The organism is Ferrimonas kyonanensis DSM 18153, assembly GCF_000425405.1.
GTDB lineage: Bacteria > Pseudomonadota > Gammaproteobacteria > Enterobacterales > Shewanellaceae > Ferrimonas > Ferrimonas kyonanensis.
This window is the reverse complement of record NZ_AUDJ01000002.1, coordinates 346,471-371,297: the sequence shown is the minus strand read 5'-3', so window position 1 is coordinate 371,297 and position 24,827 is coordinate 346,471. Positions and strand designations below refer to the sequence as shown.

General features: G+C 57.5%; 22 protein-coding genes. 9 read left to right on the top strand and 13 right to left on the bottom strand.

Features of this window, described 5'->3' with window-relative positions; genetic code table 11:
• Positions 1-9: 9 nt before the first annotated feature.
• The 7 genes from H598_RS0104215 to H598_RS0104185 all read right to left on the bottom strand — a co-directional run bounded on the left by H598_RS0104215 (position 10) and on the right by H598_RS0104185 (position 9,191).
• Complete coding sequence (locus tag H598_RS0104215) at positions 10-522, bottom strand: DUF3592 domain-containing protein (protein ID WP_028111889.1); 513 nt, start codon at positions 520-522, stop codon at positions 10-12.
• Positions 519-941 (bottom strand): hypothetical protein, encoded by a 423-nt coding sequence (locus H598_RS0104210; protein ID WP_028111888.1) that lies wholly within the window; start codon positions 939-941, stop codon positions 519-521. Before H598_RS0104210 ends, H598_RS0104215 begins: the two co-directional genes overlap by 4 nt.
• A gap of 111 nt (positions 942-1,052) precedes the next feature.
• Positions 1,053-1,832: a PA3715 family protein gene (locus tag H598_RS0104205; RefSeq protein ID WP_028111887.1), complete on the bottom strand. Its 780-nt coding sequence runs from the start codon at positions 1,830-1,832 to the stop codon at positions 1,053-1,055.
• A 20-nt stretch (positions 1,833-1,852) separates the two neighbouring features.
• The gene (locus tag H598_RS0104200; protein WP_028111886.1) at positions 1,853-2,665 is read right to left on the bottom strand and encodes a hypothetical protein; all 813 of its coding nucleotides are present in this window, start codon (positions 2,663-2,665) and stop codon (positions 1,853-1,855) included.
• Positions 2,665-3,513, bottom strand: coding sequence for a hypothetical protein (locus tag H598_RS0104195; protein WP_028111885.1), 849 nt, complete (start codon positions 3,511-3,513; stop codon positions 2,665-2,667). Before H598_RS0104195 ends, H598_RS0104200 begins: the two co-directional genes overlap by 1 nt.
• Positions 3,507-6,353 carry a leucine-rich repeat domain-containing protein gene (locus H598_RS0104190; protein ID WP_028111884.1) on the bottom strand — a complete coding sequence of 949 codons (2,847 nt, stop codon included), beginning with the start codon at positions 6,351-6,353 and terminating at the stop codon, positions 3,507-3,509. The genes H598_RS0104195 and H598_RS0104190 overlap by 7 nt, the downstream gene beginning before the upstream one ends.
• A gap of 33 nt (positions 6,354-6,386) precedes the next feature.
• Entirely contained in the window at positions 6,387-9,191 is a 2,805-nt protein-coding gene (locus tag H598_RS0104185) for a BRCT domain-containing protein (protein ID WP_028111883.1), read from the bottom strand.
• A 435-nt stretch (positions 9,192-9,626) separates the two neighbouring features.
• Here H598_RS0104185 and H598_RS0104180 point away from each other — a divergent pair, with 435 nt between their 5' ends.
• The 3 genes from H598_RS0104180 (at position 9,627) to H598_RS0104170 (ending at position 12,915) form a co-directional block, all read left to right on the top strand.
• Positions 9,627-10,763: a vWA domain-containing protein gene (locus H598_RS0104180; RefSeq protein WP_245595552.1), complete on the top strand. Its 1,137-nt coding sequence runs from the start codon at positions 9,627-9,629 to the stop codon at positions 10,761-10,763.
• A 10-nt stretch (positions 10,764-10,773) separates the two neighbouring features.
• A complete protein-coding gene (locus tag H598_RS0104175) occupies positions 10,774-11,883 on the top strand; it encodes an AAA family ATPase (protein WP_028111881.1) in 1,110 nt (369 codons plus the stop codon).
• Between the two features lie 162 nt (positions 11,884-12,045).
• The gene (locus H598_RS0104170; protein ID WP_035415234.1) at positions 12,046-12,915 is read left to right on the top strand and encodes a glycoside hydrolase family 18 protein; all 870 of its coding nucleotides are present in this window, start codon (positions 12,046-12,048) and stop codon (positions 12,913-12,915) included.
• Positions 12,916-12,973: 58 nt separating this feature from the next.
• Here the strand turns inward: H598_RS0104170 and H598_RS0104165 are convergent, their stop codons facing one another.
• A complete protein-coding gene (locus tag H598_RS0104165) occupies positions 12,974-13,888 on the bottom strand; it encodes a phytanoyl-CoA dioxygenase family protein (protein ID WP_028111879.1) in 915 nt (304 codons plus the stop codon).
• A gap of 251 nt (positions 13,889-14,139) precedes the next feature.
• Here H598_RS0104165 and H598_RS0104160 point away from each other — a divergent pair, with 251 nt between their 5' ends.
• Genes H598_RS0104160 through H598_RS0104140 form a run of 5 tightly spaced genes read left to right on the top strand, consistent with a single transcriptional unit; the run spans position 14,140 to position 19,367 of the window.
• Positions 14,140-15,045: an outer membrane lipoprotein-sorting protein gene (locus tag H598_RS0104160; RefSeq protein ID WP_084144315.1), complete on the top strand. Its 906-nt coding sequence runs from the start codon at positions 14,140-14,142 to the stop codon at positions 15,043-15,045.
• 13 nt (positions 15,046-15,058) lie between these two features.
• A complete protein-coding gene (locus tag H598_RS0104155) occupies positions 15,059-16,285 on the top strand; it encodes an ABC transporter permease (RefSeq protein WP_028111877.1) in 1,227 nt (408 codons plus the stop codon).
• The gene (locus H598_RS0104150; RefSeq protein ID WP_028111876.1) at positions 16,275-17,507 is read left to right on the top strand and encodes an ABC transporter permease; all 1,233 of its coding nucleotides are present in this window, start codon (positions 16,275-16,277) and stop codon (positions 17,505-17,507) included. Before H598_RS0104155 ends, H598_RS0104150 begins: the two co-directional genes overlap by 11 nt.
• A gap of 1 nt (position 17,508) precedes the next feature.
• Positions 17,509-18,192 carry an ABC transporter ATP-binding protein gene (locus H598_RS0104145; protein ID WP_028111875.1) on the top strand — a complete coding sequence of 228 codons (684 nt, stop codon included), beginning with the start codon at positions 17,509-17,511 and terminating at the stop codon, positions 18,190-18,192.
• Positions 18,189-19,367 carry a hypothetical protein gene (locus H598_RS0104140; protein WP_211227266.1) on the top strand — a complete coding sequence of 393 codons (1,179 nt, stop codon included), beginning with the start codon at positions 18,189-18,191 and terminating at the stop codon, positions 19,365-19,367. The genes H598_RS0104145 and H598_RS0104140 overlap by 4 nt, the downstream gene beginning before the upstream one ends.
• Before the next feature lie 10 nt (positions 19,368-19,377).
• On the opposite strand, the gene H598_RS0104135 is transcribed toward H598_RS0104140, so the two are convergent.
• The 5 genes from H598_RS0104135 to H598_RS0104115 form a co-directional block, all read right to left on the bottom strand.
• Positions 19,378-20,103, bottom strand: coding sequence for a helix-turn-helix domain-containing protein (locus H598_RS0104135; protein WP_028111873.1), 726 nt, complete (start codon positions 20,101-20,103; stop codon positions 19,378-19,380).
• Positions 20,104-20,204: 101 nt separating this feature from the next.
• Positions 20,205-20,354, bottom strand: a complete 150-nt coding sequence (locus tag H598_RS26365) for a hypothetical protein (RefSeq protein WP_156896925.1) — start codon at positions 20,352-20,354, stop codon at positions 20,205-20,207.
• A complete protein-coding gene (locus tag H598_RS23295; RefSeq protein WP_051252377.1) occupies positions 20,335-21,558 on the bottom strand; it encodes an FMN-binding protein in 1,224 nt (407 codons plus the stop codon). The genes H598_RS26365 and H598_RS23295 overlap by 20 nt, the downstream gene beginning before the upstream one ends.
• 62 nt (positions 21,559-21,620) lie before the next feature.
• Complete coding sequence (locus H598_RS0104120) at positions 21,621-21,899, bottom strand: hypothetical protein (RefSeq protein ID WP_028111872.1); 279 nt, start codon at positions 21,897-21,899, stop codon at positions 21,621-21,623.
• Between the two features lie 12 nt (positions 21,900-21,911).
• Complete coding sequence (locus tag H598_RS0104115) at positions 21,912-23,342, bottom strand: reductive dehalogenase (protein WP_028111871.1); 1,431 nt, start codon at positions 23,340-23,342, stop codon at positions 21,912-21,914.
• A 476-nt stretch (positions 23,343-23,818) separates the two neighbouring features.
• Between H598_RS0104115 and H598_RS0104110 the strand changes: the two genes are divergently transcribed.
• Positions 23,819-24,745 (top strand): SphA family protein, encoded by a 927-nt coding sequence (locus H598_RS0104110; RefSeq protein ID WP_245595551.1) that lies wholly within the window; start codon positions 23,819-23,821, stop codon positions 24,743-24,745.
• Positions 24,746-24,827 lie beyond the last annotated feature (82 nt).

The following is a 24,827-nucleotide window of genomic DNA, read 5'->3' as shown; positions in this document are numbered from 1 at the left end:
CAATTTCGGTTACACGTACCTGACCAGATAGCTGTCGGGATCTCCGGTCATCTGCCGATACATCACGTACAGAATCGGCGCCAGCACCAGACTGAAAATCACCAGGCCAACAATCATAAACGGGTGCATGGTCGGGGTAATGACCGCGGTATCGTGTGCGCCAGGCTTATAATGCACCTCGATCACCTTGCCCCTGGGATACTCGGCCACCAGAGACTGCGCTTCCTCACGGGAATAGCCGGGTATCGCCCCATTGATGTCGGTCTTATTACGCTTATGGTGAAACTCCTCGCCAATGGCATACACAAACTCGATGCCCACTTCGTAGTGCGGATCGGCACTGCTGCCTTGAGTATGAATCTCCTCTATCCAGGTATCCACCACCATTCCTCTGGTGGTAGGCCAGTTGAACGAGGCGTGAAACTCGTGCACCACGTAGGCAGCTAACCCCACCGCGAAAGAGAAAAGCGTGAACATAAACCAGATGAAATAGGACACCTGAGACAGCCGAAAACGCCTCATGATTGCTGCTCCTGTGGCTCTCTGAGGCGCTGAAAACCCTTCACCAACCGCACCAGTGCCCACACCGTGCCCACTAATGCCAGTAGCAGCCCCGACAGGCCATAAACAATCAACAACATAAAGTCGTTGGCACCGCTGCCGCTAAACAGACCGCCCCGATTGTGCTGTGCCGCCAGCATCAAGGCCGCAACCGCCAACAGGTTGAAACTCACGTACACGCCCAGGGTCTTGAGCACACTCAGGTAGCCGGCTTTAAGCGGCTCAGATTGATTCCTGAGCCAGGCAAACAGGCACCAGAGCGCAAATGGAATCAACAGCCCACTCAGCGGCCAGTAGAGCCAGCTTGCAACAAACACCAGGATGGCAAAAAGATGAGCCCATTGAAGCTGACGTCTGTGTCGATTGCTGATGGATGTCATTTATTTCCCGTTGCTACTCATGATTACCTGGCATGATTGATGCCAGGCGTCGCCGAAGATCATTGTCACAACCGAGGCTGCCCTGGCGCGCAGCCTCGGTACCCGCCACCACTAATAGAAAGCCTTAGAATCCCTCCAGCGATGGCCGGGCAGAGAAGACGGATCAAAGCGATAGCGTTCGCCATCGTACTTCAGGATGTAGCCGTGGCTGCGGGATTTGTCCCTCTGACGGGTGATGGGCTCATAGTACATTTTGCCCTTGGTTTTTACCTTGATGTCGGCAAACCCGTAGTGCTTGCTGGGCAGCATCTGCAGTTGCGACTTGCCCACCTCTTTGTCCCAGCGCTGTTTGTCCCCGCAATCCTTGCCATCGTGTACTCGGGAATACGCCATAGGCAGATTCTCCAGCAGTGGCGTCAGGATATGGTTCTGATAGACAAACAGGTTAAAAAACTGACCTCGATACTCCTTGGCACACTCCGGCTTTCGGCCGATGTTCAGCCGGACACCAAAGGCGCGCACCTGATCGTTCAACGCATAGTTGGCCGTATCCAGCCAGATGCTGTCGGGGCGTACTTTGGTGTAGGCGTCTTCAGAAATCTCCTGCCGGTGCCTGGCCAGCACGGTGTTGGAGTCACTGTCCATCATCACCGTGTGCCACTGGTAGCTGCGCTCCCCGACCCGGCCGCCATCGGTCCAGACGAAGTAGGACGCCAGGGTCAACTCCGGACGATTCGGCAACGCCTTACACACCGGCGACGACAACGGCCCAAACAACTGCTTATCTTCCTCCAGCATCTCATACTGTTGCGGAGTACAGGTTTGAGCCGCCATGACCAAGGGAGAGGCCAGCGTCAGGCCTGCGGCCAGGGTTATCAAGGGTTTGTTCATCCGGACTCCTTTCATCATTGTCATTGCTGCCACCACTCTTTTGAAGGAAGTTGCTGCCACTCAACCGGGTAACGGTGACCATCAAACTTAAGGGTGGTGTCAAACTGGCGGGTCTCGGGCTTAAACGAAGCCTCCCACTGGCCGGGGTCGGTTTCATCCACCTGTTGCTGAGACAGCTCATCGTAACTTTCATAGACCGCAGTAGTGGTGAATTTGAGATCGCGATAGCCGTTGGTTACGGTGTCCAACAGAGTCAAGCGACCTTCTCCCCGAGCGGTTTTGCTGTAGTCATAGCGGCTGCAAGGGCTGCCCTCGACCACCAGGCTTTGCTTCAAAGGCAGGTGCTTTAGCACTGGCTTGAGCTGGCTGCCATCACGAACAAACAGAGTGACAAACTGATCGCGACTGACGTCGCGACAGTAAGAGTCGGGACCAAGGTCGGCACGGACGGCAAAGGCATTGGTGCTGGCATTCAGGGGGTAGTTGGCTTTATCGACGAAAAACAACGGTTCCTCTACCTCTTCCCGCAGCACCATGTTGGGCCCTTCCCACAGGTTCAGGGTGGCCGAAGCGACCACGTCTGGCTTGTCGGCCTTAGTCAACAACACCCGCCAAATCAGGTGGCGCTGCCCCATCTCTCCATCCGCCCAGGAGGTATAGGTGACCACCCGCAATGACTCATCCGCCGGATAAGCGCCGCAGTTGCCAAAGGTGCCGCCACCGAACTTATTGGTGTCATTCTCAAACACCCAAACATCGTTACCGGTGCAATCGTTACCGGCCAGCGCACTGCCGCTAAGTAACAGCGCTGACAACAATAGTGTCGGTTTCATCAAAACTCTCTCTTTCCTTTTACGGCTCGATAGATGCTGACCCGGTAACCCGGGCTGGATACCCCTTTTCTCAGGGGAAAACTGTAGGCTGGCTCTGGACGTGCCACGTAATCCAACAACTGCGGCGTGGCATAGAAGAACACCCCCATGTAGTGTTGAGGTAATGCGTCCTGCGCCAGCAAATCATACTGTTTGTCGTAATACTGGACCGGTAGCGGCTCCACGGCCTCTCCAACACGCTCGGCCAGGCCCAGGCTGGCCCGGGCAGCGCCACCGTTCTCAACCCAATTAGGACGCAGTTGTCCGCCGCTGTCTCGCTTCAACGGCATCAAGAAGTAGTCCACCATCATTTCCGGTTTGCCCACTTGCGCCAATTGATCCTGACGATGCCAGATCCGCAGCCGCTCAAACTTATCGACTTTCTTCAGCTGGGGGGCATTAATGCCCATCACCATCGCCTCGCATTGTTGCGAATCCCATTGTCCCAGCGCTTCGCACTCCCGTCGCCAGGCCGGGGTGCGAATCTTTATCAGGGCCGCGCCATAGCCATCCGCTTCAAAATGACTGCCCAGTACCTCAAAGCCAGTGTGTTTGCGACTGTCGAGAAAGCGGGCATCAAAACGGGCACTGCGTTCCCCTTCGCAATACAACAAGGGGTATGGCGTCTTGTTGCCCATTCTGGCGGCATCATACATCCGCTTACGTTCCGCCTGGTCGTACTGACACAGATTGAGCTGGCCCAGCAGCACCAGGATCTGCTGCTCATCGCGACCAGGCCCAAAAACGGTGCAGCCCCCCAGAGCCAAGGCCATCAAAGTCACGGTAAGCGTGATGCCGAGTCTCAGCATGATTCGTCTTCCAGAATTTCGCAGTCAGGCAAGGCTTCACGGAAGCTCTGCGGGGCCCGCAACGGCTCATAGCCGTTATCGGTGTCATAGCCCCAGCGATACAAGGGCTCAGACCCACGGCGAAGATCCAGCCTCTTTAAGTTTTTCATCTTAAACAGCACTTTAGGAAACTCTTCAAAATGATTGAAAGAGAGATCCAACTCCTCGAGCTCAGTGAGGCTGGCCAGCTTGGGCGGCAGTTTCGTCAAGTGGTTAAACTGTAAGTTAAGTTTTTTCACTTGCAGATAGCGTTCAAAGTTGGCCGGCAATGCCGCCAGATAACAGTTGTGCAGATCCAGCTCGGTGATCAGAGTCTCGGTAGGCAGGCCTTCAGGCAACCGGGTCTTGGGCTTACCCAGTTCGAACTGGTGCTGCATGTAAATTTCTGGCGAACCATGGCAGTTGGTAAGCCGCTCTTCGTCGGCCCCTGCCAGCACCAGGCCAAAACCGCAGCCTTTGTGCCAATTGAGGGTTTGCCCCTCCACAAACTCCTGGGTAATGGCACGGCGGCGACAGCACTCCTCTTTCTGGGTCAGCAACCAGATAAGTCCCTCGCCAAACCGGTCGAAATAGGCCTTGGAAAAATCGATGCACAACTCTCGGCCCCAACGCTTGGTCAGCCCCTTTATTTTTTTGAACATCGGGCCTTCGCCCTTGGGGTGGCCCTCGTAATCCAGGCCGCGCAAGTCGGCCTCGAAGAACACTCGGTCGCCAACGGCCAACTGGAACAGCTCATCGCCCTTGCCCGCCAGCAGTTGCTGAATGGCTTTGCGCAATGCCTTGTCACTGGTGGTCTTCAGAATCAGGAACAGTGGCATCTGCATCGCTTCGGTAACGCCGCCCTGGGCCAGCATCTCCACCGCCACCTGGTGAGAGGCTTCATCGGGAGAGTTGAGCATGGTCATAACGGTGTCGATCATGCCACTGTCGACCGCCTGTGGCTGCTGCAGAAACTGCGGCGCCGACTGTTCGAACCATTGAGTCAGTGCGGTATCGTCGATAATCAGATGCCGGTCAGGATCCAGCAGCTGGGTCTGCTTGGGATTGGCCCCCAGCAGCACATGGGTGACGCCGTCATCCAGTTTCTTGCTGATGGTAAACCCCAGCTCCGTGGCCTTGGCCTTGAGTTCACTGACCTTGATACCACTCTTTCCACACACAAACAGCACCGTCTCCTTGCTCAAAGGACGCTGCAGAATCGCCTGCTGGGCATTGTGCCGCAGCCACGCATGGGCCGCCTTCTTAAAGGCACTGTATTTGGCTTCCAGAAATGTCAGGTGGAACCGGCCTTCCATCTGCGGCAGATCTCGCGGCTTGGGCGCATGATAGAGCACCTGCCAGTAGGCCTGTTTCTGAGCCTGAGTCAGGGGCGCCTGCAACAAGATGGTGCGCTGCTTGTTCAGTTGCTCCGAGCGGGCCACGTGGTCGTAGATGCTAAACGTCAGTTCGACCTGCTCAGGCAACTGCATCAAGATGCCGGCGTCATCGCCGGGTTGAGGGGTCAATCTCAGCCGCAGCTGTGCCAATGCCGGCAGCGTAAGCAGATCATCCACCTGAGGCAGGGTCGTGCAGGGGCCGTGGTAACTGTACTGCTCGATCTCCACCTGGGTCAGTGCGCTCATGCCACTGAGATCGCCCAGACGCTGCAACGGGCTGTTGTGCAGCGCCAGCCGAGTCAAGCCCTGGTGGGCTCGCAGGCTCTGAGGCAATTCGTCGCCCACAACGCCTTCTAACTGCAGACGGGTTAACTGAGGAAGCGCGGCCAGCAATGCCCCGTCACCCAGTGGGCCTACATCACGAAGATCAAGGTGTTCAAGCGCCGTTGAGTGACGCAGGCCACCCAGCTGAGACAGCGACGCCTGGGTGGCATAGAGATGGGTCAGGTTCGGCAGATTCAGCTCGCCAATCTCGCCATTTCCCTTGGAAAACAGGTACAGGGAACGGACTCCGGAAATGGGCGCCAGCAACCGGGCCAGGTGAAAGTTGGCGTCCTGGGGCAGAAACATCAGTTGCCCCACACTGCCCACCCCACAGAACAGGTCGTCGGGTACTTGCTCGGCCTGTTGACCGACATTGACATGAAGATCGCCAATGGCAACGGCACGAGCGAGGCCACCAGGGGCAACCCTAAGCTCTCTCGCTTCAACGCGAAGCTCGTCCAAATTGGCCTGTCCCGCGTCGATACAATGACAAAACTGCAGCGGGCCACTGGGAGATAACGACACCTTTTTTACCGAATTCGGCAACAGCAGTTGCTCCACCGTCAACGGGTCAGCATCGTCGCCGTAGTTCAACGGGCCGATGCACAACTCCGTCAACTGAGCGGCACCAGCCAGATTCAGTGCCAAACGGCCGTTGTTCTCGACCCGCAGATGGAGCTGTTTCAGGCGGCTGTCGGCATGCAGTTCAAACACCACCGGCACCCTGGGCACCTCCAGGTGCAGCTTCAGTAAGTCGTGGCAGCGGCTCAACAGGCTAAACTGGGCCGGGTCTTCCACCCTGGCGCCTTGAATGACCCGTAGGTTGGTCACCATTGAGGACTCCACCCCCTGCAGCTGCAACGGGTTGTCCTGACAGTACAAGCGCTTCAAATTGGGAAAATGGCGCAGCAACTCGGTATCGATGGGTCGCACCGTCTCCAAATAACTGCCGAACTGAATCTCCTCCACAGCGGGAAATGCCCGCCCCAAATCGGCCCAGTCGGGCAGTTGCTCATCCAGTCGGTATCGGAGAACCGTCACATCCTGGTGCACCTGTTGCAACTGATCGATGTCGTAATCGTGCAGGGATAACTTACTCATTGTTTAACAATCCTATTCAATCTGGGGGCTGCATCAATCCTGCAATATGTCGCAGTTAGGGCAGGCATCAATAAAGGCCTGGGGCACGGACAGAGAGCGGTAACCTGCGCCGTAATCGCCGTCCAGATCCGGCCGCGAGGCGCGCCGAATGTCCAGGGCCTTAAGCCAGGTCATCTTCATCAGCACCTTGGGAAACTCTCGGAAGTGGTTGTAGGACAAGTCCAGACTCTCCAGTTCGGTAAACAGCACCAGTGAGGCCGGCAGGGTCTCCAGACAGTTTTTAGTCAGACTCAGGCGGCGAATATGGCGGAAGTGTTCCATTCCTTTCGGCAAGGCAGACAGCAGGCAGTTACCGAGATTCAGTTCACTGAGGGTGTGCCGCTGGGCCAGTTCGGCAGGGAGTTCTGTCTTGGCCGCCCCAAGCAAGCCGCTGTCATTGAGATAGAAACCCGGGTGCCAATGCAGGTTGATTTGCGAGTCATTGTCCCAGAACTCGAGAATCTGGTCGAAGCCGGCGCCACGGCGCCAATTCAGGCACTCTCCTTCCACCAGACTGTCGAGAATGGCCAACCGCTGTTCACTGGCTTCCTTTTGCATCAACACGAACATCAACCCTTCACCAAAGCGGTCGAAATACAGCTTGGCAAACTCGTTGCACAGGCGTTGGCCCCACTTCTTTCGCTGACGCTTAAGCTTGTCCACCATCACCCCCTGCCCCTTGAGGTTACCGTACTCATCGCGGCCACGGCAGTTATGGAACAGAATGCGGTCATTCACCGCCAGCTGAAACGCTTCATCGCCCATCCCGGCCAACAGGTGCTTGATCTGTTTTCTGAAGCCATTGTCGGTGGTGGTTTTAAGAATGAAGAACAGCGGCAGTCGCATCGCCTCGGTCACCCCGCCCTGCTCCAGCATCTGTACCGCAACCTGATGGGATGCCTCTTCCGGCGACCTCAGCATCTCCAGCACACTGCCCTCCATCGCCTGATCCCCTTGCTGAAGGAACTTGGGCGCCCGGGCTTCAAAGCACTGTTGCAGCACGGAATCGTCGATGACCGCAAATCGCTGCAAGTCGATTCGGTGCACCTCTTTAGGTGCCGAGCCCAGCAACACATGGGTGACGCTGTCATCCAGTTTCTTACTGAGGCTAAAGCCCAACTCTTCGGCCTTGGCTCTGATCTCACTGGCTTTGAAGCCGCTGCGACCGGCGACAAACAAGGTGGCACCCGGCCCGAAAGGCCGCTGTTGATGATTGCTCTGGGCCAGCTCTGCCAACCAGGCCTTGTGCTGAGCCTTGAAGCGGTTGTGTTTGGCCGCCATCATCACCAGATGAAAATTGGCCGGCATGGTTGGCAATTGTGCCGGTTTGCGAACCGATGCCAGCGTGGTCAGATAGTCCAGCGTCTCTGCGTCACTGAGGTGAGACTGTTTAAAGATCTCCCAGGCCATAGCCAATTTGTCATCGCTGATGTCCAGCTCCAGATCCTTAGGCAACCCGACCCAGGCGGGATCGAATCGGGTTAACTCAATATCCAGTCGCAAGCCGCTAAGCGACGGTACACTGAGCAGATCGCTTTGCAGCGGCAGTTTATCCTGCTCATGTCGCCAGGGCTGAATCCACACTTTGCTCAACTTAGTCATGGCAGCCATGTCACCGAAACGCGGCAGGCTGACCGACAACAGGTTCAGGGTTTCCAGAGAAGCGCAGTGACGTATGCCCTCGGGCAACTCCGCCATCTCTCCCCCTCTGAGGGTCAGCCTGGTCAACGCAGGCAGTCGCGGAAAATGACTGAGCTCACCGCTTAGCTGAACATTCAACTCCTGCAGGGACGGACTGTGAGCCAGCCACTCCAGTTGATCGCCATCTAAACCAAACATCCAGGCCTGCTTCAACTTAGGAAGACGCAAACAATTGGCCTGGGCCAACGCACCATTGGCATTGCTGTAAAACAGGTCGTTGATCTCCAAACCGTCGGGCAACAGAGCCTCCGGAATTGGCGTGTTCTCAAAGCGCAGTTCCATCTTATCGGCCCGTTTCAATCCGGCGAACAGGCTTGAAGGCAATGGCGCGGTCTCTTCGTTAAGAGTCAGGGAAAACTGGTCCACCTCTGTCAGCGCCCCCAATAACTGCGGCGGCAGATCAACCTTGCCCGGCTTGATGGTCACCGATGCCATAGAGCGATTGCCAACCAATAGTGGCGACGGTAGCGATCCCTGACACAGCATGTCCAGTGTCAGAGAGTCCAGAGTGTCAGGCAACGACAGGGTACCAATGGCCACCGGCTCGCCCTGATCATCGTAGTAATCCAGTTTGCCCAGCGTCAGGCTGGTGAGACGACTGTCAGACAGCGCGCAATCCAGTTGCCTCACTCGACTGCCCAAACCCAATGCCAGGTTGGTCAGAGCCGAGTCAGCACTGAGGTGGAAGTTCACCTTGGTGGCATCAACTCGCAGGGTCAGCTTGGTCAGCTTAGGCAGGGCACACAGCACCTGCAGATTGTCCGGTCGACACCGAGCCAGAGACAAGGTGGTCATCTGTGCCAACTGATCTTCGATCACGCCAGTTAGATCGGCGGTAATGTAACGCCGGGGTCGAAGCGACGTGGTAAGCTCAACCAAGTTAGGAAAGTGTTGAAAAAAATCCGCATCCAACAGCCGGCGGCCGTTGACGTTACCCAAATCTTGGAAATGGATTCGACGCAGATTGGGAAAGGCACGTGCCAATTCCGCCCAACTGCCGAGGGGCTCTTCACAGTCAAAGGTCAGGGACTCGATGTCGGCATGAATACCGGCCAATGCCCCCTGAATATTAAAATCGTCCAATTCCATGGCGTGCATGGCAACTCCTGGCGGTATAGTCACTGCGGCCTGATCAGGCAACGCAGCTACGGGCAGCCTAACGACAGGCAGCCTCGAGAAAACGGATCATGAGGTTAGTGTGCCGGTCGCGTCGACGTCCCTATGGATGACCAACACCGACACACAGTGGCGGAATCGCGACATCGCGGCTCCGAGGCCCAAAGGGGGGAAGGTGACATCGTTACCGGGCACAACCAGAGCGGAAGGCAAGGGATCACGTCAAAATCATTCAACACTAACTGACTCAACGTACTGCTCCTGACATTAACAACACAGAGTGGATTGACCACGGAGGCATTGTATGGATAATTTCACCTAAATCATATAGTTAAACGGTATGAACCCATAAACAACCCCACTTTGTCACGAACCTTAGTCAAGTTAATGCTCAAAGAGCCTTTCTATGGCCATTACTTGAGCAGCTTTCACAAGGCCACTCAGCAACACAGCGACACAAACCCGCCGCTGCTTGAAATAAAACCAATAGGAAACAGTGATATTCAGATTAGCTACTGCCATCAACAGTGGCAGACGCTGAGTGACGACCTGGCACTCGGTGCCCTGAAGCATGAAGCATTGCATCTGGTTCTGGGCCACGTTTTTCTCCGCAGCGCTTACAGCGACTCAGCCCGCTTTGACCTGGCGGCGGATCTGGTGGTCAACCAGTACCTGAGTGCCGAGCAGTTGGCGCCAGATGCTGTCTCCCTGGCCGCGGTCAATCACTGGCTCGAAGCCCTGGGACGCGCGTCCCTGGAGGCCAACCGGGAGCTTGATTATTACTATCAGGCGCTGCCGCCCAGCTCACAGCAGCCCCAGTGTCCCGGAGTCGGTCAGTCAGGACAGGGGCATGGCAGCTGGAACCGTCTGAGCACCCAGTCACAGGCACAGCAGTCCCTGGTCCGGCAGCAGTTGGAGTCCAAACTACTGCAAAGCGCACAGCGAACTGAGGTGAGTAACGCCCAATCGCGAGGGTTGTTACCGGCCATGGTGCTGGCGGCGGTCGAAGAGGCCCTGAGCCGGCGGCGTCCGGTGGTCAACTGGCGTCGCCTGCTGCGCTTGTTCGCCGCCAGTGCCCAGCGCACCTTTGTCAAAAATACTCTCAGGCGGCCATCGAAACGGTACGGCACCACCCCGGGCACCAAGATCCAGCCCCATCAGCACATTCTGGTGGCTGTAGATACCTCCGCCAGCGTCGATGATCAACAGCTGCAGATCTTTTTTGAGGAGATGCATCATATCTGGCGAGCTGGTGCCCAGTTGACCGTGGTCGAGTGCGACACCAAGATCAATCGCCAGTACGCCTACCAGGGCAAGCCCCCTGAGGCCGTCGTAGGCCGAGGAGGTACCGACTTCAACGCGGCCATCGACACCGCCAACCGACTGCGGGTCGATGCCACCATCTACTTTACCGACGGCGAAGCCCCCGCCCCCGAGGTACGTCCCCGGGCGCCGCTGCTGTGGTTGATTCACGGCCTTCGCAGCGTCGACAACGCTCACTCTCTCAGTCACTGTGGCCGGGTGATCCCCATGGCCACAGACCCACATCGATAACGAGTATCCGATGACACAATCCCATAACTACACCTACTACGGCCTGACCTGCCAGGCCCAGGAAGTCCGCCAGTTTATTGAACATCTGCTGCCCGGTGCCGATCACCACAGTGTGCCGGTATGCATCTGGGGACGACACGGCATTGGTAAAACCCAGATGGTGGAGCAGATTGCCCGCGAGCAGGGAATGCACTGGCGTGCCATTGCACCGGCCCAATTTGAGGAGATGGGCGACCTGTTGGGCATGCCCCAGATCAGCCAGGATGAAGACGGTAACAACGTCACCCACTTCGCCGCCCCTCACTGGGTGCCCACCGAGCCGGGCCCGGGCATTTTGTTGATCGATGATGTCAACCGCGCCGACGAGCGCATTCTTCGCGGCATCATGCAGCTGCTGCAAAATCACGAACTCATCAGCTGGGCGCTGCCCAAAGGCTGGCAAATCGTCCTGACGGCCAACCCGGATGGTGGCGACTATTCGGTCACCCCCATGGACGATGCCATGCTGACTCGGATGATGCACATCACCATGGAGTTCGACGTCAAAGCCTGGGCACTGTGGGCCGAGCAGGCCGGTATCGACCCCCGAGGCATCGATTTTGTGCTGACCTACCCGGAACTGGTGGACGGCGAGCGCACTACCCCGCGGTCTCTGGTGCAGTTCTTCCAGGCCATTGCCGCCATCGACGACCTCAAGCAGCAACTGCCGCTGATCAACATTCTGGCGCGCTCCTGCCTGGATGACACCACCTGTGGGGCTTTCATTGCCTTTGTCGAGCAAAACCTGAGCAAACTGGTATCGCCTCAAACCATTGTCAGCTCCGGTGACTTTGACAAGGAGGTGGCCGCCAGGATCGAGCGGGTCGCCGGCGGCGCGGTACCTCGCATCGACATTCTGGCGACCCTGTGCACCCGCCTGCACCATTACTTGAAGCTGGGCCAACAGCCCATCAACAAAACCGCCATCGGCAACATTCAGGCATTTTTGAAGATGCCACTCCTACCCAATGACCTGCGCCTGGGGCTGATGCAAGATCTGATGAGCTGTGGTCAGCCGGCCCTAAAAGGCGTGCTGGCGGACGCCGAACTGGCCAAGCTGTTCCTGACCCAGGCGGCCTGAGCCTGCGCTAGGAGGCAGAACGCCAATTGGTTGTAAGAGATCGACCCAAAACCATGCGGGCAAACTCGGATAAGCCGGCGCCCATTCGCCGGCGCCGGCACGGGCCTCTATAGTGTCAGCAGCACCCGGTTCTCAAGACAGCAAAACAAAAGGAGCTTGTTTATGTCTCAACGCCCGCTAATCAGCTATTTCTGCAATGGCAGCGTGCCTTTGGTCGATGCCCTCTACCGCCCTTACACCCATATCATACTGTCGTTTCTGACCAGTTCGGCGCAGTCTCCGTTTACCCTGGCCCTGAGCGGCGCCATGGCCGCTCAGGCGGTGCCTCCGACTCTGACTCAGAGCTCACTGACGGCGATTCGCCAGCTTCAAGCCAAAGGGATCAAGGTGATGGTCGCCTACGGCGGTGCCACCATGCACTCCCGGGACTACGCCGCCGCAGCCGGACAGGAGGAGCAATTGGCCTACGCTCTGGCGGAGTTTGTGCGCCAGTATGAACTTGATGGCATTGATATCGACTGGGAAGACACCGCGGCCTTCATGGGCAATGGCGGCTATGACGGCAGCGACTTCCTGATTCGGCTGACGCAGGCGCTGCGCCAGCAGCTGCCTGCGGGGCGCTATCAGATCTCCCATGCACCTCAGCCCCCCTACATGGTGGCGGGCAGCGGCATGGATGGCTACATCAAGGTGATGGCGGAGGCGGGTCAGGCCATTGATCTGGTCAACATGCAGTTCTACAACAATCCGCCCTGGAGCGGTAATCCACAGCAAATCGTCGAGTCGTATCGTCAATTTGCCGCCTTGCCCGGCGTTGGCACCGACAAGCTGGTTCTGGGCCTGCCCGCCGCCCCGCACAACGCCGGCCCGGGCAGCTACCTGCCCGCTTCGATCATCGCCCAACAGATCATTGCGCCTCTGCTGGCCGAAGGCGGCATCGGCGGAGCCATGAACTGGGAGTTCAGCGGCGATGCCGACGGCCAATGGGGTCAGGTCATCAGCCAGGCACTGGCTCAGACGGTAACCGCTTAACGCTCGCAACCGAGCCATTTTCAGGCCCGGTCTCCTCTAAGCATCCTCGGAAGTTACCTCAACGCAAATCCGCCGGCACCGGATAGTCAGGGTGATCCACCGGGTGGGTGGCCCAAACCGCCGGCAACGGCGGCTCTTTCAGTGCCATCATTTTCGTCACCAACGCCGCCAGGTCAGCCTCTGGACTGCCATAGTAGTGCTGCCATACCGACGGCACCTCAGCGGCATCGACCACGGACAGAACCTGAGCCATCCACTGCTTTCTTAGCTGGGCCCACTGTTCGGACTGGGCCCCACTGGTCAAAATCGCCTCCAGCGGCCGCAGTTCGATGTAGAGGGTACGCCGGGTTCCATCGCTGCGCTTAGGCTGAGAGCCATGAAGAATCATCATATCCTGGATCAGGATGTCACCGGCCTGAGCCGGCTGTTCGACCACGCCGGGCACCTCCCAGCCATGTTGCTCAGACAAGGTCTGAATCGGCTCCAGTCCATGCTGGGTGCCGGGCACGTAGCGCAAACAACCGTCACCGGCGGGGGCGTCATCCAGATAGACACCGACATTCAGGTAGGGATGCTGGCGATCGTGCTGTGCCCCTTGGTGCCAATTGATAACCGGGTGCGGGTGCTGATGCTTGTAAAGCAGATCCATCTGCAGCGGCACGCACCCCAGGCCACACAACTGACGGGCAACCGCCAGCATGGCCGGACACCCCAACAACTCGATGCAGGCCTGAGGGTGATAGCCAAACAGGTTATCAAAACGCATCAGCCTGGGGCCGACCGGGTCTTCGACCACACAGTAATCGTTGCAATAGTGTTGTTGCCGATGTTCCGACAACGCCCGCTGCTCCAGCGCCTCGGCATGGCGTCGCCAGGCCGCGAGTTGAGCGTCGGGCAAAGCATTTTTCAGTAACAGGTATCCGTCACGCTGGAATTGCGCGATCTGATCGCGGCTTATCTCATAACTGGGCATGGATGCAATCTTCCTTAATCGACATCAACAAATTGGCGCCACAGGCGATCCTGCCCGTGGGATAGGTTCGCAGGCTACACAGTAATCTGCCCCTCACTACGAGCTTGCCTGATTCTATTGCCAGGAGCAATACGAGCACGGCGGCGCCAACGGAAACTGGCGGCAATCAAAGCCGTTGCCCAAAAAACAAACCGTTGAATAGATCGACTGACGGTCGGTATAGTGAATACACATCCTGGACAGGAGGTCAGATGGGCAAGTCGAACCAACGAGGCCATGGTCGCCATCGCGGTCTGATCAGTGGTGCACACAGGCTGCTTTTTCGATCCGGCTTCCGAGTCACACAGACTCAGGACTTGGTGGCTATTGGCGCCCTTGAGCGCCCGTTACTGTCTCAATTAAGACTCCAAAACCTGCGCCCCATCGCCCTGCTGTTCGCCTGTTTGTTTTCCATAGCCGTTCAGGCCCAATCCGCCACCGACATCGTGCGCCAGTCGGATCAACAACTGCGTGGGGATTCCAGTTACACCGAGATGACCATGTCGATCATTCGTCCGGACTGGCAACGAAGCATGCGCATGAAAAGCTGGAGCAAAGGGCTGGAGTTATCACTGGTGCTGGTGACCGCGCCCGCCAAGGACAAGGGCAGCGCATCCCTGAAGCGACAGCGTGAGATGTGGAACTGGATTCCCAGCATCGAGCGGGTCATTAAGATTGCGCCCTCGATGCTGGGACAATCCTGGATGGGCTCCGATTTCACCAACGATGATCTTATCAACCAATCCTCGATTGTGGTCGATTATCACCACCAACTGGTGGACTCCGCCCTCATCGATGGCAGTGACTGCTGGATCATTGACGCCATTGCCAAACCGCAGGCGCCGGTAGTCTGGAGCAAGGTAAGGCTTTGGATAGCCAAAGACAACTACCTACAGCGCAAACTGGCGTTCTATGACGAGTTTGACGAGTTGATCAACACCATGAACAGCTACGACATCAAAACCCTCGGAGGAAGGGCGGTGGCCACCCGGCTGGAGATGATTCCGGCGGACAAACCGGGACAGAGAACCGAGATCATCACCCACCAGGCCCAGTTTGATTTTGCCATCGACGACGGCTTCTTCTCCCAATCGCAAATGAAATCCCTGCGGGACTGACTCAGGAGCCACGATGCTAGTCACTCTGGCCTGGCGCAACCTGTGGCGCCAGAAACGTCGAACTCTGCTGACCGCCTCCGCCCTGGCGTTGGCGCTGCTGTTGTCGCTAACCACCCGCAGCCTTCAGGAAGGCACCTACGCCAACAACATCGATAACGCCGCCCGCTTTTCCACCGGGCTGCTGCAACTTCAACACCCGGAGTTCAAAGAGAGCCACAGCATCGACGATCTGCTGCCCGGCACACCGGCCTTCATTGCCCCGGCCAAGGCCATCGACGGCATCAGCCATGCCCTGCCACGACTGGAGTCGTTTGCCCTGGCCGCCGGTGCCAGCCGCTCTAAAGGCGTGATGGTCATGGGGGGCCAACCTCAGGCTGAAGCCGATTACGCCAAGGTGGACAAGCGCCTGACCGAGGGCCACTATCTGAGCCAGGACGATCAGGGGGTGCTCATCGGCGAAGGGCTGGCACGCTACCTGTCGTTGTCGGTTGGCGATCAACTGGTCCTCTATGGCCAGGGCTACCACGGCCAGACCGCCGCCGGCCTGTTTCCCATTCGCGGAATACTCAGTTTTCCCATGGCCGGTATCGATAACCAACTGGTGTACATGCCACTGTCACTGGCTCAGCGGTTGTACGGCTGCGAAGACCGGGTGAGCAACTGGGTGTTGCACACCCACAGCCTGGCCCAATTGCCGGCAGTCACAGACGCGCTTCGAGGCCACTACCCCGACGCGGCAGTATGGGACTGGCAGGCTCTGTCCCCGGAGATGGCACAACAGATTCAGATGGATCGGGCCGGCGGCCTGTTTATGATCTACCTGCTGTACGGCGTGGTCGGCTTTGGCTTATTTGCCACCCTGGTGATGATGATTCTGGAACGGCAGCGGGAATTCGGCGTGATGCTGGCCACCGGTATGGTACGACGGCAGCTGTTACTGCTGGTCATCATCGAGTCCGGACTGTTGGCGCTGGTCGGTGTATTGCTGGGGTTGGCCATCGCCACACCGCTGCTGTTATGGTTTGCCTACCATCCCCTCAGCCTGACCGGAGACGCGGCTCGAATGGTGATGGAGATGGGTTGGGACCCGCTGCTGCCGGTGTTGTTGTCGCCCCGACTGGTGGTCAATCAAGTCCTGATCGTACTGGGGCTCCTGAGTCTGTGTCTGGCCTATCCGCTGTGGCGGGTGTATCGCCTCAATCTGGTTCAGGCGCTAAAGGGAGGCGGCAATGATCATTAAGCTGGCCTGGCGCAACCTGTGGCGCAACCGCCTGCGGACCGGCATCATGCTCAGTGCCATGGTATTTGGCCTGGTGGGGGTGGTGATCTTGATGGGGTTTCTCAGCGGCATGTACGCCAACATGATAGAAAACGCCATCGCCTGGCAAACCAGTCACCTGCAGGTGCAGCGAACCGGCTACATCGACAATCCCGATATCAACGACACCCTGATTGCGCCGCAGGCATTGCTGCAGCACCTGAACCAACAGGCCGAGGTCGCCGCCAGCTCCGGCCGTTACCTGGCCGAAGGCATGGTGGCCTCGGCCCGAGCCACTCGCGGCGTGCGCATCAATGGCGTCGATGCCGACAGTGAAGCGGCGGTCACCCCCATCGCCAGTCACATTCTCCAGGGGCAATGGCTGGATGCCCAGGGACGCCATCCGGTGGTGGTATCCAGCAAAACCGCCCAACGGCTGAAACTGACCCTGGGGTCCAAGGTGGTGCTGACGTTTACCGATGCCCAAGGTGAGGTGTCCGGGGCCGCCTTTCGGGTTCGAGGCCTGTATCGCACCCCTTCATCGGCCTTTGATGACAACAATCTGTTTGTGCGCATCGACGATCTTCAGGCCCTGGCCGGCGGCCAGGGGATTCACCAAATCGCCATACGACTGGCGGACAAGGATTACCGCAACATCGCCGCCCTGCAGGCACTGCGCGACACGCTGCAGCAACACACCAACCCGGATAACCGAATACGAGACTGGCAGCAGATTCAACCATTATTGGCATCGATTCTGGCCCAAAGCGGCACCAGCAATGCCATTATCCTGGCCATCTACGTGATCGCCATGGGCTTTGGGATCGTCAATATCATGCTGATGTCGGTGTTTGAACGGACCCGGGAGTTTGGCGTGCTGATGGCCGTTGGCATGCAAAAACACAAGGTCTTCGCCCTGATCATCGCCGAGTCGTCGCTGCTGGGGTTGTGCGGCGGCGTCATCGGCATCGTCGTCAGTATGGGGGTTATCGCCCTGCTGTCCTACACCGGCATTGCCCTGGGAAATCTGGCCGAGGGGCTCAATGCCTTCGGTGTCGATACCCTGCTCTACCCCCAGGTTACTCCAGCGGAATACCGGTTTATCTTCCTGACCGTGGTCATCGCCAGCATTCTCGCGGCCCTGTACCCGGCCAGGCACATACTGAAACAGCGCCCCGTGGACGCCATGGCGGAGAAACACTGACATGACCATCACTGTCACCGAACTGTGCAAAACCTACCACGCCGATACCGACTTTCCGGTGCACGCGGTCGATCACCTGTCGCTGGTGATTGAACAGGGCGAATTTGTGGCCGTCATGGGCCCGTCAGGATCCGGCAAAACCACGCTGCTGAATATGATGGGCGGCATCGACACCCCCACTTCGGGCCGGGTCGACATCGACGGCCAGGCCATCACCGAACTGAGCCAACAGGCTTTGATCGCCTTTCGGCGTGACCACGTCGGTTTTATCTTTCAGGACTACAGCCTGTTGCCTGTGCTGTCGGCACTGGAAAACGTGGAGTTTGTCATGCAACTGCAGGGACGAAGTCAGCAGGAATGCCGACGCCGCGCCACCGAGTTGCTGAACCAAGTCGGCCTGAAAGACCACCTGAATAAGCCCCCGGCAAAGCTGTCGGGGGGACAGCAACAACGGGTTGCGGTGGCGCGAGCACTGGCCCCACGGCCGCGCTTTGTCATGGCCGATGAACCCACCGCCAACCTGGATGCCCGCAGCACCGCTGAGTTGCTGGACATCATGCAGGCGCTCAATGAAACCGAAGGCACCACCTTTATCTTCTCTACCCATGATCCCCGGGTGATCACCCGGGCCAAGCGAGTGTTGGTCATCGAGGACGGTCGCCTGACCGAGGATCGCCGTCAGTGACCACCCGGGTGGCCATTCTGACCCTAACGGCCTTGCTGCCCGCCAGCTTGGTGGCAGGCCCCATTCCCGGCTTGTCGCCGGAAACGCCCTGGACTGTGGACGGCTACCTGTCTTACATGGCTACCGCTACCCTGCCGGACGACCACAATTCACTGCTGGATCACCTGCTGCACCAGAGGCTGAATGTCGAATACCGGTTCAGCGATCAGTTGCGGATCAAGGTGGGAATGCGCAACCGAGTGCTCGCTGGGGACAGCAATGACCTGCCTGGGTTCGGTGACACCGTCGGCAACGACAACGGCTATTGGGATCTCAGCGGCAACTGGATAGACAACAGCTCGGTAATCGCCACCACCAGCCTGGACCGGCTCTATCTCGACTGGCACACCGGCCGCTGGCAGTTGCAAGGGGGGCGGTTTCGCATTAACTGGGGCATGACCACGGTCTGGAACCCTAATGACCTGTTCAACAGCTACTCCATCTATGACGTCGACTACCCGGAGCGACCCGGCACTGACGCGGTGCAGTTGAGCCGAAAGCTGGGCTTCGCCAGCGAGTGGAACCTGGTGTACAACCCCAACGATGAGGCCAGCCTCGACAGCTACGCCGGTCGTTACCTGAGCAATGCCGGTGGGTGGGATTGGCAACTGCTGTTGGCCAAGTCCCGTCGCGATTCCGTGGTGGGCGCCGGGTTTGCCGGCGACATCGGCGGCGCTGGCATCCGTGCCGAGATCAGCTGGCTGAACCCCATCGACGAGCAGTGGCAGGGCCAGCCACAATCGGCGACCAGTGTCGGCAGTCTGGAGGGGGATTTCAGCTTCAGCGGCCGGCGCAACTGGAGCCTGAAAGGAGCGCTGCTGCATCTCTCCAATCCCCTGGCCATTGATAGCGGCAGCGACTACCTGAGCCAGCCACTGACTGTCCGCAGTCTCAGTTTTACCGAGTGGACCGGCTATCTGGAATCCGGCGTCGACCTGTCGCCCCTGTGGCGACTGACCCTGTCCGCCAGCTACTATCAGGACCACTCCTACTTTCTGGGCGCCAGTAGCAGCTACTCACTGGCTGAAAACTGGACCCTGCAGGCCATAGTGCAGCGTTTCGACGGTCGGGGCGATGCCCTGTTTGCCGACACGCCAGCCACCCTGCTCTACGGCCTGATCCGCTGGAATTTTTGACCTTGACGGACTACATCACCAGCCGATGACGAACCGCCTGGGCCATCAACTGGGCAATGGTGCGGGCCTGAAACACCTCTTTCAATATGCCAATGTGGTAATCCACCCCCCGCAGGGTCAGATTCAATTGACGGGAGACCTGACCACGGTCCTCCCCCTGAGCCAGACTGTCAAGCACGCAAGCGGAAACCGGGTTGACGATGTTGTAATCGAGCAAAGGGTTGATGTCGATACCATGATCGGCGGCGATGGCCAGCTGTTCGCTCTGCAACCGCCGTTTCACCTGTTCAAAATGAGACTGAATATACGCCACCTGTGCCGGCCCCTGAATCATCAGAGTGAAACGACCACAAAAGCGACTGCCCAGTACGCAGGGTACCGAGATGGTCACCATCGACGCTACCCCCATCCCCGACAACTGCCGTTTCAGTCGCGGCGAGAACAGCGACTCAGGCCAGACGTAACACTCCTGGGAAAACAATTGCGAGAACTGACTGCCCTCGCTGGCAAACAGGGCCGTCTTGCGCCGCCACAGAGTCACTGCGGACTCGGAGCTGGCAAACAGCTGGCGTCGTTTGACAAAACTCTTCAAAAATCGATCGTGAGTTTTCAGGCGACTGCGCCACTGTTCCGGCGTGGTCACGTCATAGCAGTAACACACATCACCCACGCCGAGGTCATCACGCAGCGCCCGTAATCGAGCTCGAATCTTGGTTTCCAGAAACTGCCTGGACATACCGGTACGCTCCCTAGTGGTTCAACACCGCCACGGTTGCCCATGGCCGGCGCTGAGTCCGGCGGATTCAACCGCCGGTCCCAGCTTAAAGCACCCCTTTTTCAGGGCCACAACTGTTGCCAGAAAAACAGGCCGATCACCACCAGGGTCACCCCCAGCATCAAGCCGGTCGCCAGGCACTCGGTTGCATTCACCTGATGACCGCGGCGCTGGCCACTGGTGTGCCGGCGGTTACTTGACTGGGGACTCATGGCCCACCTCCTTAATGGCGATACGCTGACGCTTCTTAACCTTTTGCAGGGTCCTGGCCCTAAGCTCAAGCCCATAACTCAGGAAACGGCCCAACGGGCACAACAACTTGCACCAGAAATCGCTCACCAGAAAAGCGCCAAACAGGCTCAGCGGCAGGATGTACCACTGCACCCCCAGCCCATCCAGTGAAAACAGCATCGAGAACGGCTCGTAAGAGCCTATGGCCGGCGTCCGCGACAGAAAAATCAGCATCAATGACAGCCACAGCAAGCCGTTGGTCAGCCACTTGATGCGCTGCTTTAACCAGGGATAGAGCGCCAGGTTCATGCCACTGAGGCGATGCAGCCACCGCTGTATCTGGTGAAACGGGCACAACTGACTGCAATACACGTTTCGACCCAGAAACAGGATGGCACCCAGGGTCCCCACCAGCATGATGTACCACAACAGATGCTGCTGTGGCGACGGCAGATAGCCAAGCAGCAACGAGCCAATCAGCGCAATGGACAGCGCCGAGTTAAGCCAGTAACCGATCAACCCCACCGACGCAACCGACAGTGCCTGATTGAAGCGTTTCTGGTGCTGTCGCGGCAGCCGTTTGTTCATCAACGCCGCCGCAAACAGCAGAGCCGCCAACAACTCCTTGATGCCGGCATCAAACCCAGGCTCCTGCCAGCTCTCCGGCAAGCCGAAATGATCCACGCTGTTGTGAGCCGCCTGACGCACGGCAGTCGCTAACCCCCGGGATGTCAGGGTTGCCCCACTTAAGGCATCGATGTCGTCACCCAGGCGAAAATTATGGTTAACCGGCTGACCGGAGAACTGACGATAGTACTTACCTTCGTTAAATCGGAAGATGTATCCCGGTGTTTCTTTGTGCTGCAGCAGATGGGTCGCCACAATCCGGCCATTGGCCCCGATGGTCACCGCCACCGACATCGGCCCGCCATAGCCCTGAGACTCAGCCAGGCTGACCAGTGTGGTTTCCCCCTGCTGCTCAAGCCGGTATTGATCCCCTTGGGCCCCTTCGATGCGGGTGAGTTTGCCCTGAGGAAAGGCCTGCTGCAGCAACCCCTGATAGTTCGGCTGCTGCCAGACCAGACCCACAGCAAACGCGATGACCAGCGACAGCCAACTCGCCACCGTCAGCCAGGGCAAACGGCCAGCCTGCCCGTTCGCCGACCTTGAGAACCGTTGAGACATAGAGTTCCTTAACAGTAGTGTGCCTTCGACTCCGGGCCGAAGGCACATTGAGACAAAACGGGTTAGGCCCGCTTCCAGGGGCGGATGTAGTTGCGCCAACTGAACGCCACCACAATCAGCGTCGGCAGACCAAAACAGATCAGGCCCATGGCGCCAGACTGAGGTTCACCCTCGGCAAACGAGCCCCACGACCAACCTACGCACAGCCAGGCCAGGGCGAAGCTGGATGCCAGTCCCAGGTGGGCTTTTCCGTTCAGGCGGTAACGGCCATTAAGAGCAACATATCCCCACACGGCGCCGGTGGTGGCCATGCCCATCAGGTACCACATTAATCCCATCATTGTTGTATCTCCTTAGGTAAAGTCGCCGCTAAAGCCGCTCTTCCAGAACTTGATCACCGCCTTTTCATCATTGACGTTGCCGTAGCCAAACAGGATGTCGGCCTTGGTCATCAACCCATGCACGGTGCCGCCGGTAAAGGTGTTGGAGGCATCAATCAGGCGGTGGTGCCAGAAATCCGGTTTATTCCACGGACAGGCAGCAATACAGGCACCGCAGTCACCGCCATTGTCGGCCCAGAACTTGAGGCATTTTTTGGGATCACTGTAAAACTTGCGCACCCCTTTATTCACGTCCCAGGTGTACTCTGGATCGTCGCCTCCCGGGTAGGTGGGTCCCATGGAGGGTTTGTCGTCCATGCAGATGGCTCCGGAGGGGCAGGCCTCACCACAACGCTTACAGTTCTCGCAGAACTCCTGAATACCGAAAGTGCGCGGCTTGTCGTACGCCAGCTCATCCAGCTCCAGATCGGTGTACACCTTGCAGATACGAATCCGGGGACCCAGATTCGGTGCCACCATGGCACCGTTGCGGGACCCTTCACCCAGGCCGGCGGAAATGGCATACGCCACGGAGTTACCCAGGTCATTGGTGGCGCCCACCGCCTGGAAACCCAGGCCCCGAATAAACTTGGCCATCTGCCCGGCCAACATGGCGATGTTGCTGTAGCCTTGCGCGGCGGTGGCAGACTGGGGGATCATCGGCGCACAGGCGATCGCTTCATAATCCATGGGGACAATCATCACGATGACGCTCTTAGGTTTGAACGGGAAATCCTCCTCCCAGGTCAACGTCTGCTCCGTTAGCGCATGATACAAGGGGTTGTAGTCCCAGCGAGGATCATGGCGGCAGATGCCCACCCTTGCCGCGCCAATGGTTTTAGCGGCGGTTTTAATGGCGCTGACCTTCTCGACCGAATCCTTGAAGGGGTACTTGTGCTCATGAACATCTGACTGGTCCCAGCTCAGGATCCCCTGGCCCGGAACACCGGCCTGCACCAGCGGCGCCAACGACATGGAGCCATGCCAGCAGGCTTCCTCCAGGGCATAATCCAACTGGGTGTAGCCAATCTTGTCGTTATCGTAGCGCTCGGCCCCGGTCAGGAAACGGTGAAACGCCTCGCCCATATGCATGGGCTTTTCACCGGGTTGGATTGGCCCCAGGCTCTCGACGCCGAAGTTCAGATTACGCTCCGGATGTTGCGCCTGAAGTTTCTTGCTAATGGCATAAGTCTGGTTGACGTTGCGCTGATCCATGGGCTTGAAATCGGCACTGATCTCGTTGGGAAACCCATCGTGCTCAATGCCTTCCATACGGCCCTTAACCCAGGCTCCGGCCCCCGCGACCACGCCGACACCGGCGACAGTGCCGGCACTCAGCTTTAACAGTTGGCGACGCCGCTCATCAACATTAGGCTCATCAACAGGCTGTTGTTGTTCACTCATTATTTTCACCTTCACTCAGAAACTGGTTAATACCAATATCAATCTATGAGTTCAAAAGTGTATATAGTGAATTAAAAACACGGTACATCAACAATTGAGAACTGGCTTTGCAAAAATTGCACAGCCTGCTTTTTACGGCAGTGACCGGCATCACACCCAAGTAAAAACAACCGTCACAATCACAATAAGACCACGCTCGTATGACAGGTCTTATCCGAAAGCTTTATTTTTTACAACAATCAGCATCGCCACAGGAAATAAAATCAAATACGAACGGACCCAGAAATATTTCTATGGTTGACCTCAGAGAACAAGGTTTCTATTTTGTTTCTGCCTTCAATATAAATTGATTAAAGCAAGGCTAATAAAAATGGCGTCTGCAATATATTGTCGACAGCTTATAAGCACCACTAAGTTGATGAAATAAACAAGGATGACGCACTTCAGCGCTCATTCTGCCACTAACAGGAATCGATATGCACACATCCACGACCAGCATGACGACTTGGTTGACGCTCGCCGCCCTAGTATCATCGGCCTCGGTCGCCGCCGCCACCTCGGGCTCCCATTATCCCATGGGCGCCGAAGGCGTCAAAGCCGCTACCGCGCCACCTCCCGGCCTCCATTACCGCCTGTACAACACGCTCTACAGCGCTGACACCCAAACCAATAATGCCGGTCAGGACAGCGGCCTGGATTTCAACCTGGATCTGTTTGCCCAGGTGCACAGGTTTGTTCAGGTTACCGACACCAAACTGTTTGGCGCCAACTGGGGCTATAATGTACTGATCCCACTGATTGACAAAGAACTCTCCATCGAGCCACTCGGCGTCAATGACAGCCATAGTCTGGCTATGGGCGACATTGTCATCGAGCCCCTGTCCCTGTTTTGGTTTAAAGAACGATTCGATGCCGCCTTTGCCCTGGCGGTGATTGCGCCCAGCGGCGACTTCGATGCCCGCCAGGCAGTAAACCCCGGGTTTGGGTATTGGTCGGGGATGCTATCAGCAGGCGCGACCTATTATCTGGACGAGCAAAAATCCTGGTCGTTTAGCGCCCTAACGCGCACCCTGATCAACGGTAAGCAGGAAGATACCGATATCCGTCCCGGGGCTGAATTTATTATTGAGGGTGGATTAGGAAAGGAATTCAGTATTGATCACACCTGGTTGTTACAACCGGGCATCAGTTATTGCGCGTCTTGGCAGATTAGCGATGATAGCAAAGATGGACATGGAACAATTGCTAATGAGAGAAAACGAGCATTCGGTTTGGGCGCCGAAATAAATGCTTTTTATCTTCCCTGGCTAATGCAAGTTAACTTCCGCTACGTCAAAGAGCTTGAAACAAAAAACACCACCGAAGGTTCGTCTGCAGTATTAACCTTCACCAAGTCATTCTAGAGCTAAAAATACTAAACCAGTTGGTGCTTTAATGACAAAGTACCAACTGGCTGCCCCTGCCCATAATTATAATGGTGACTAT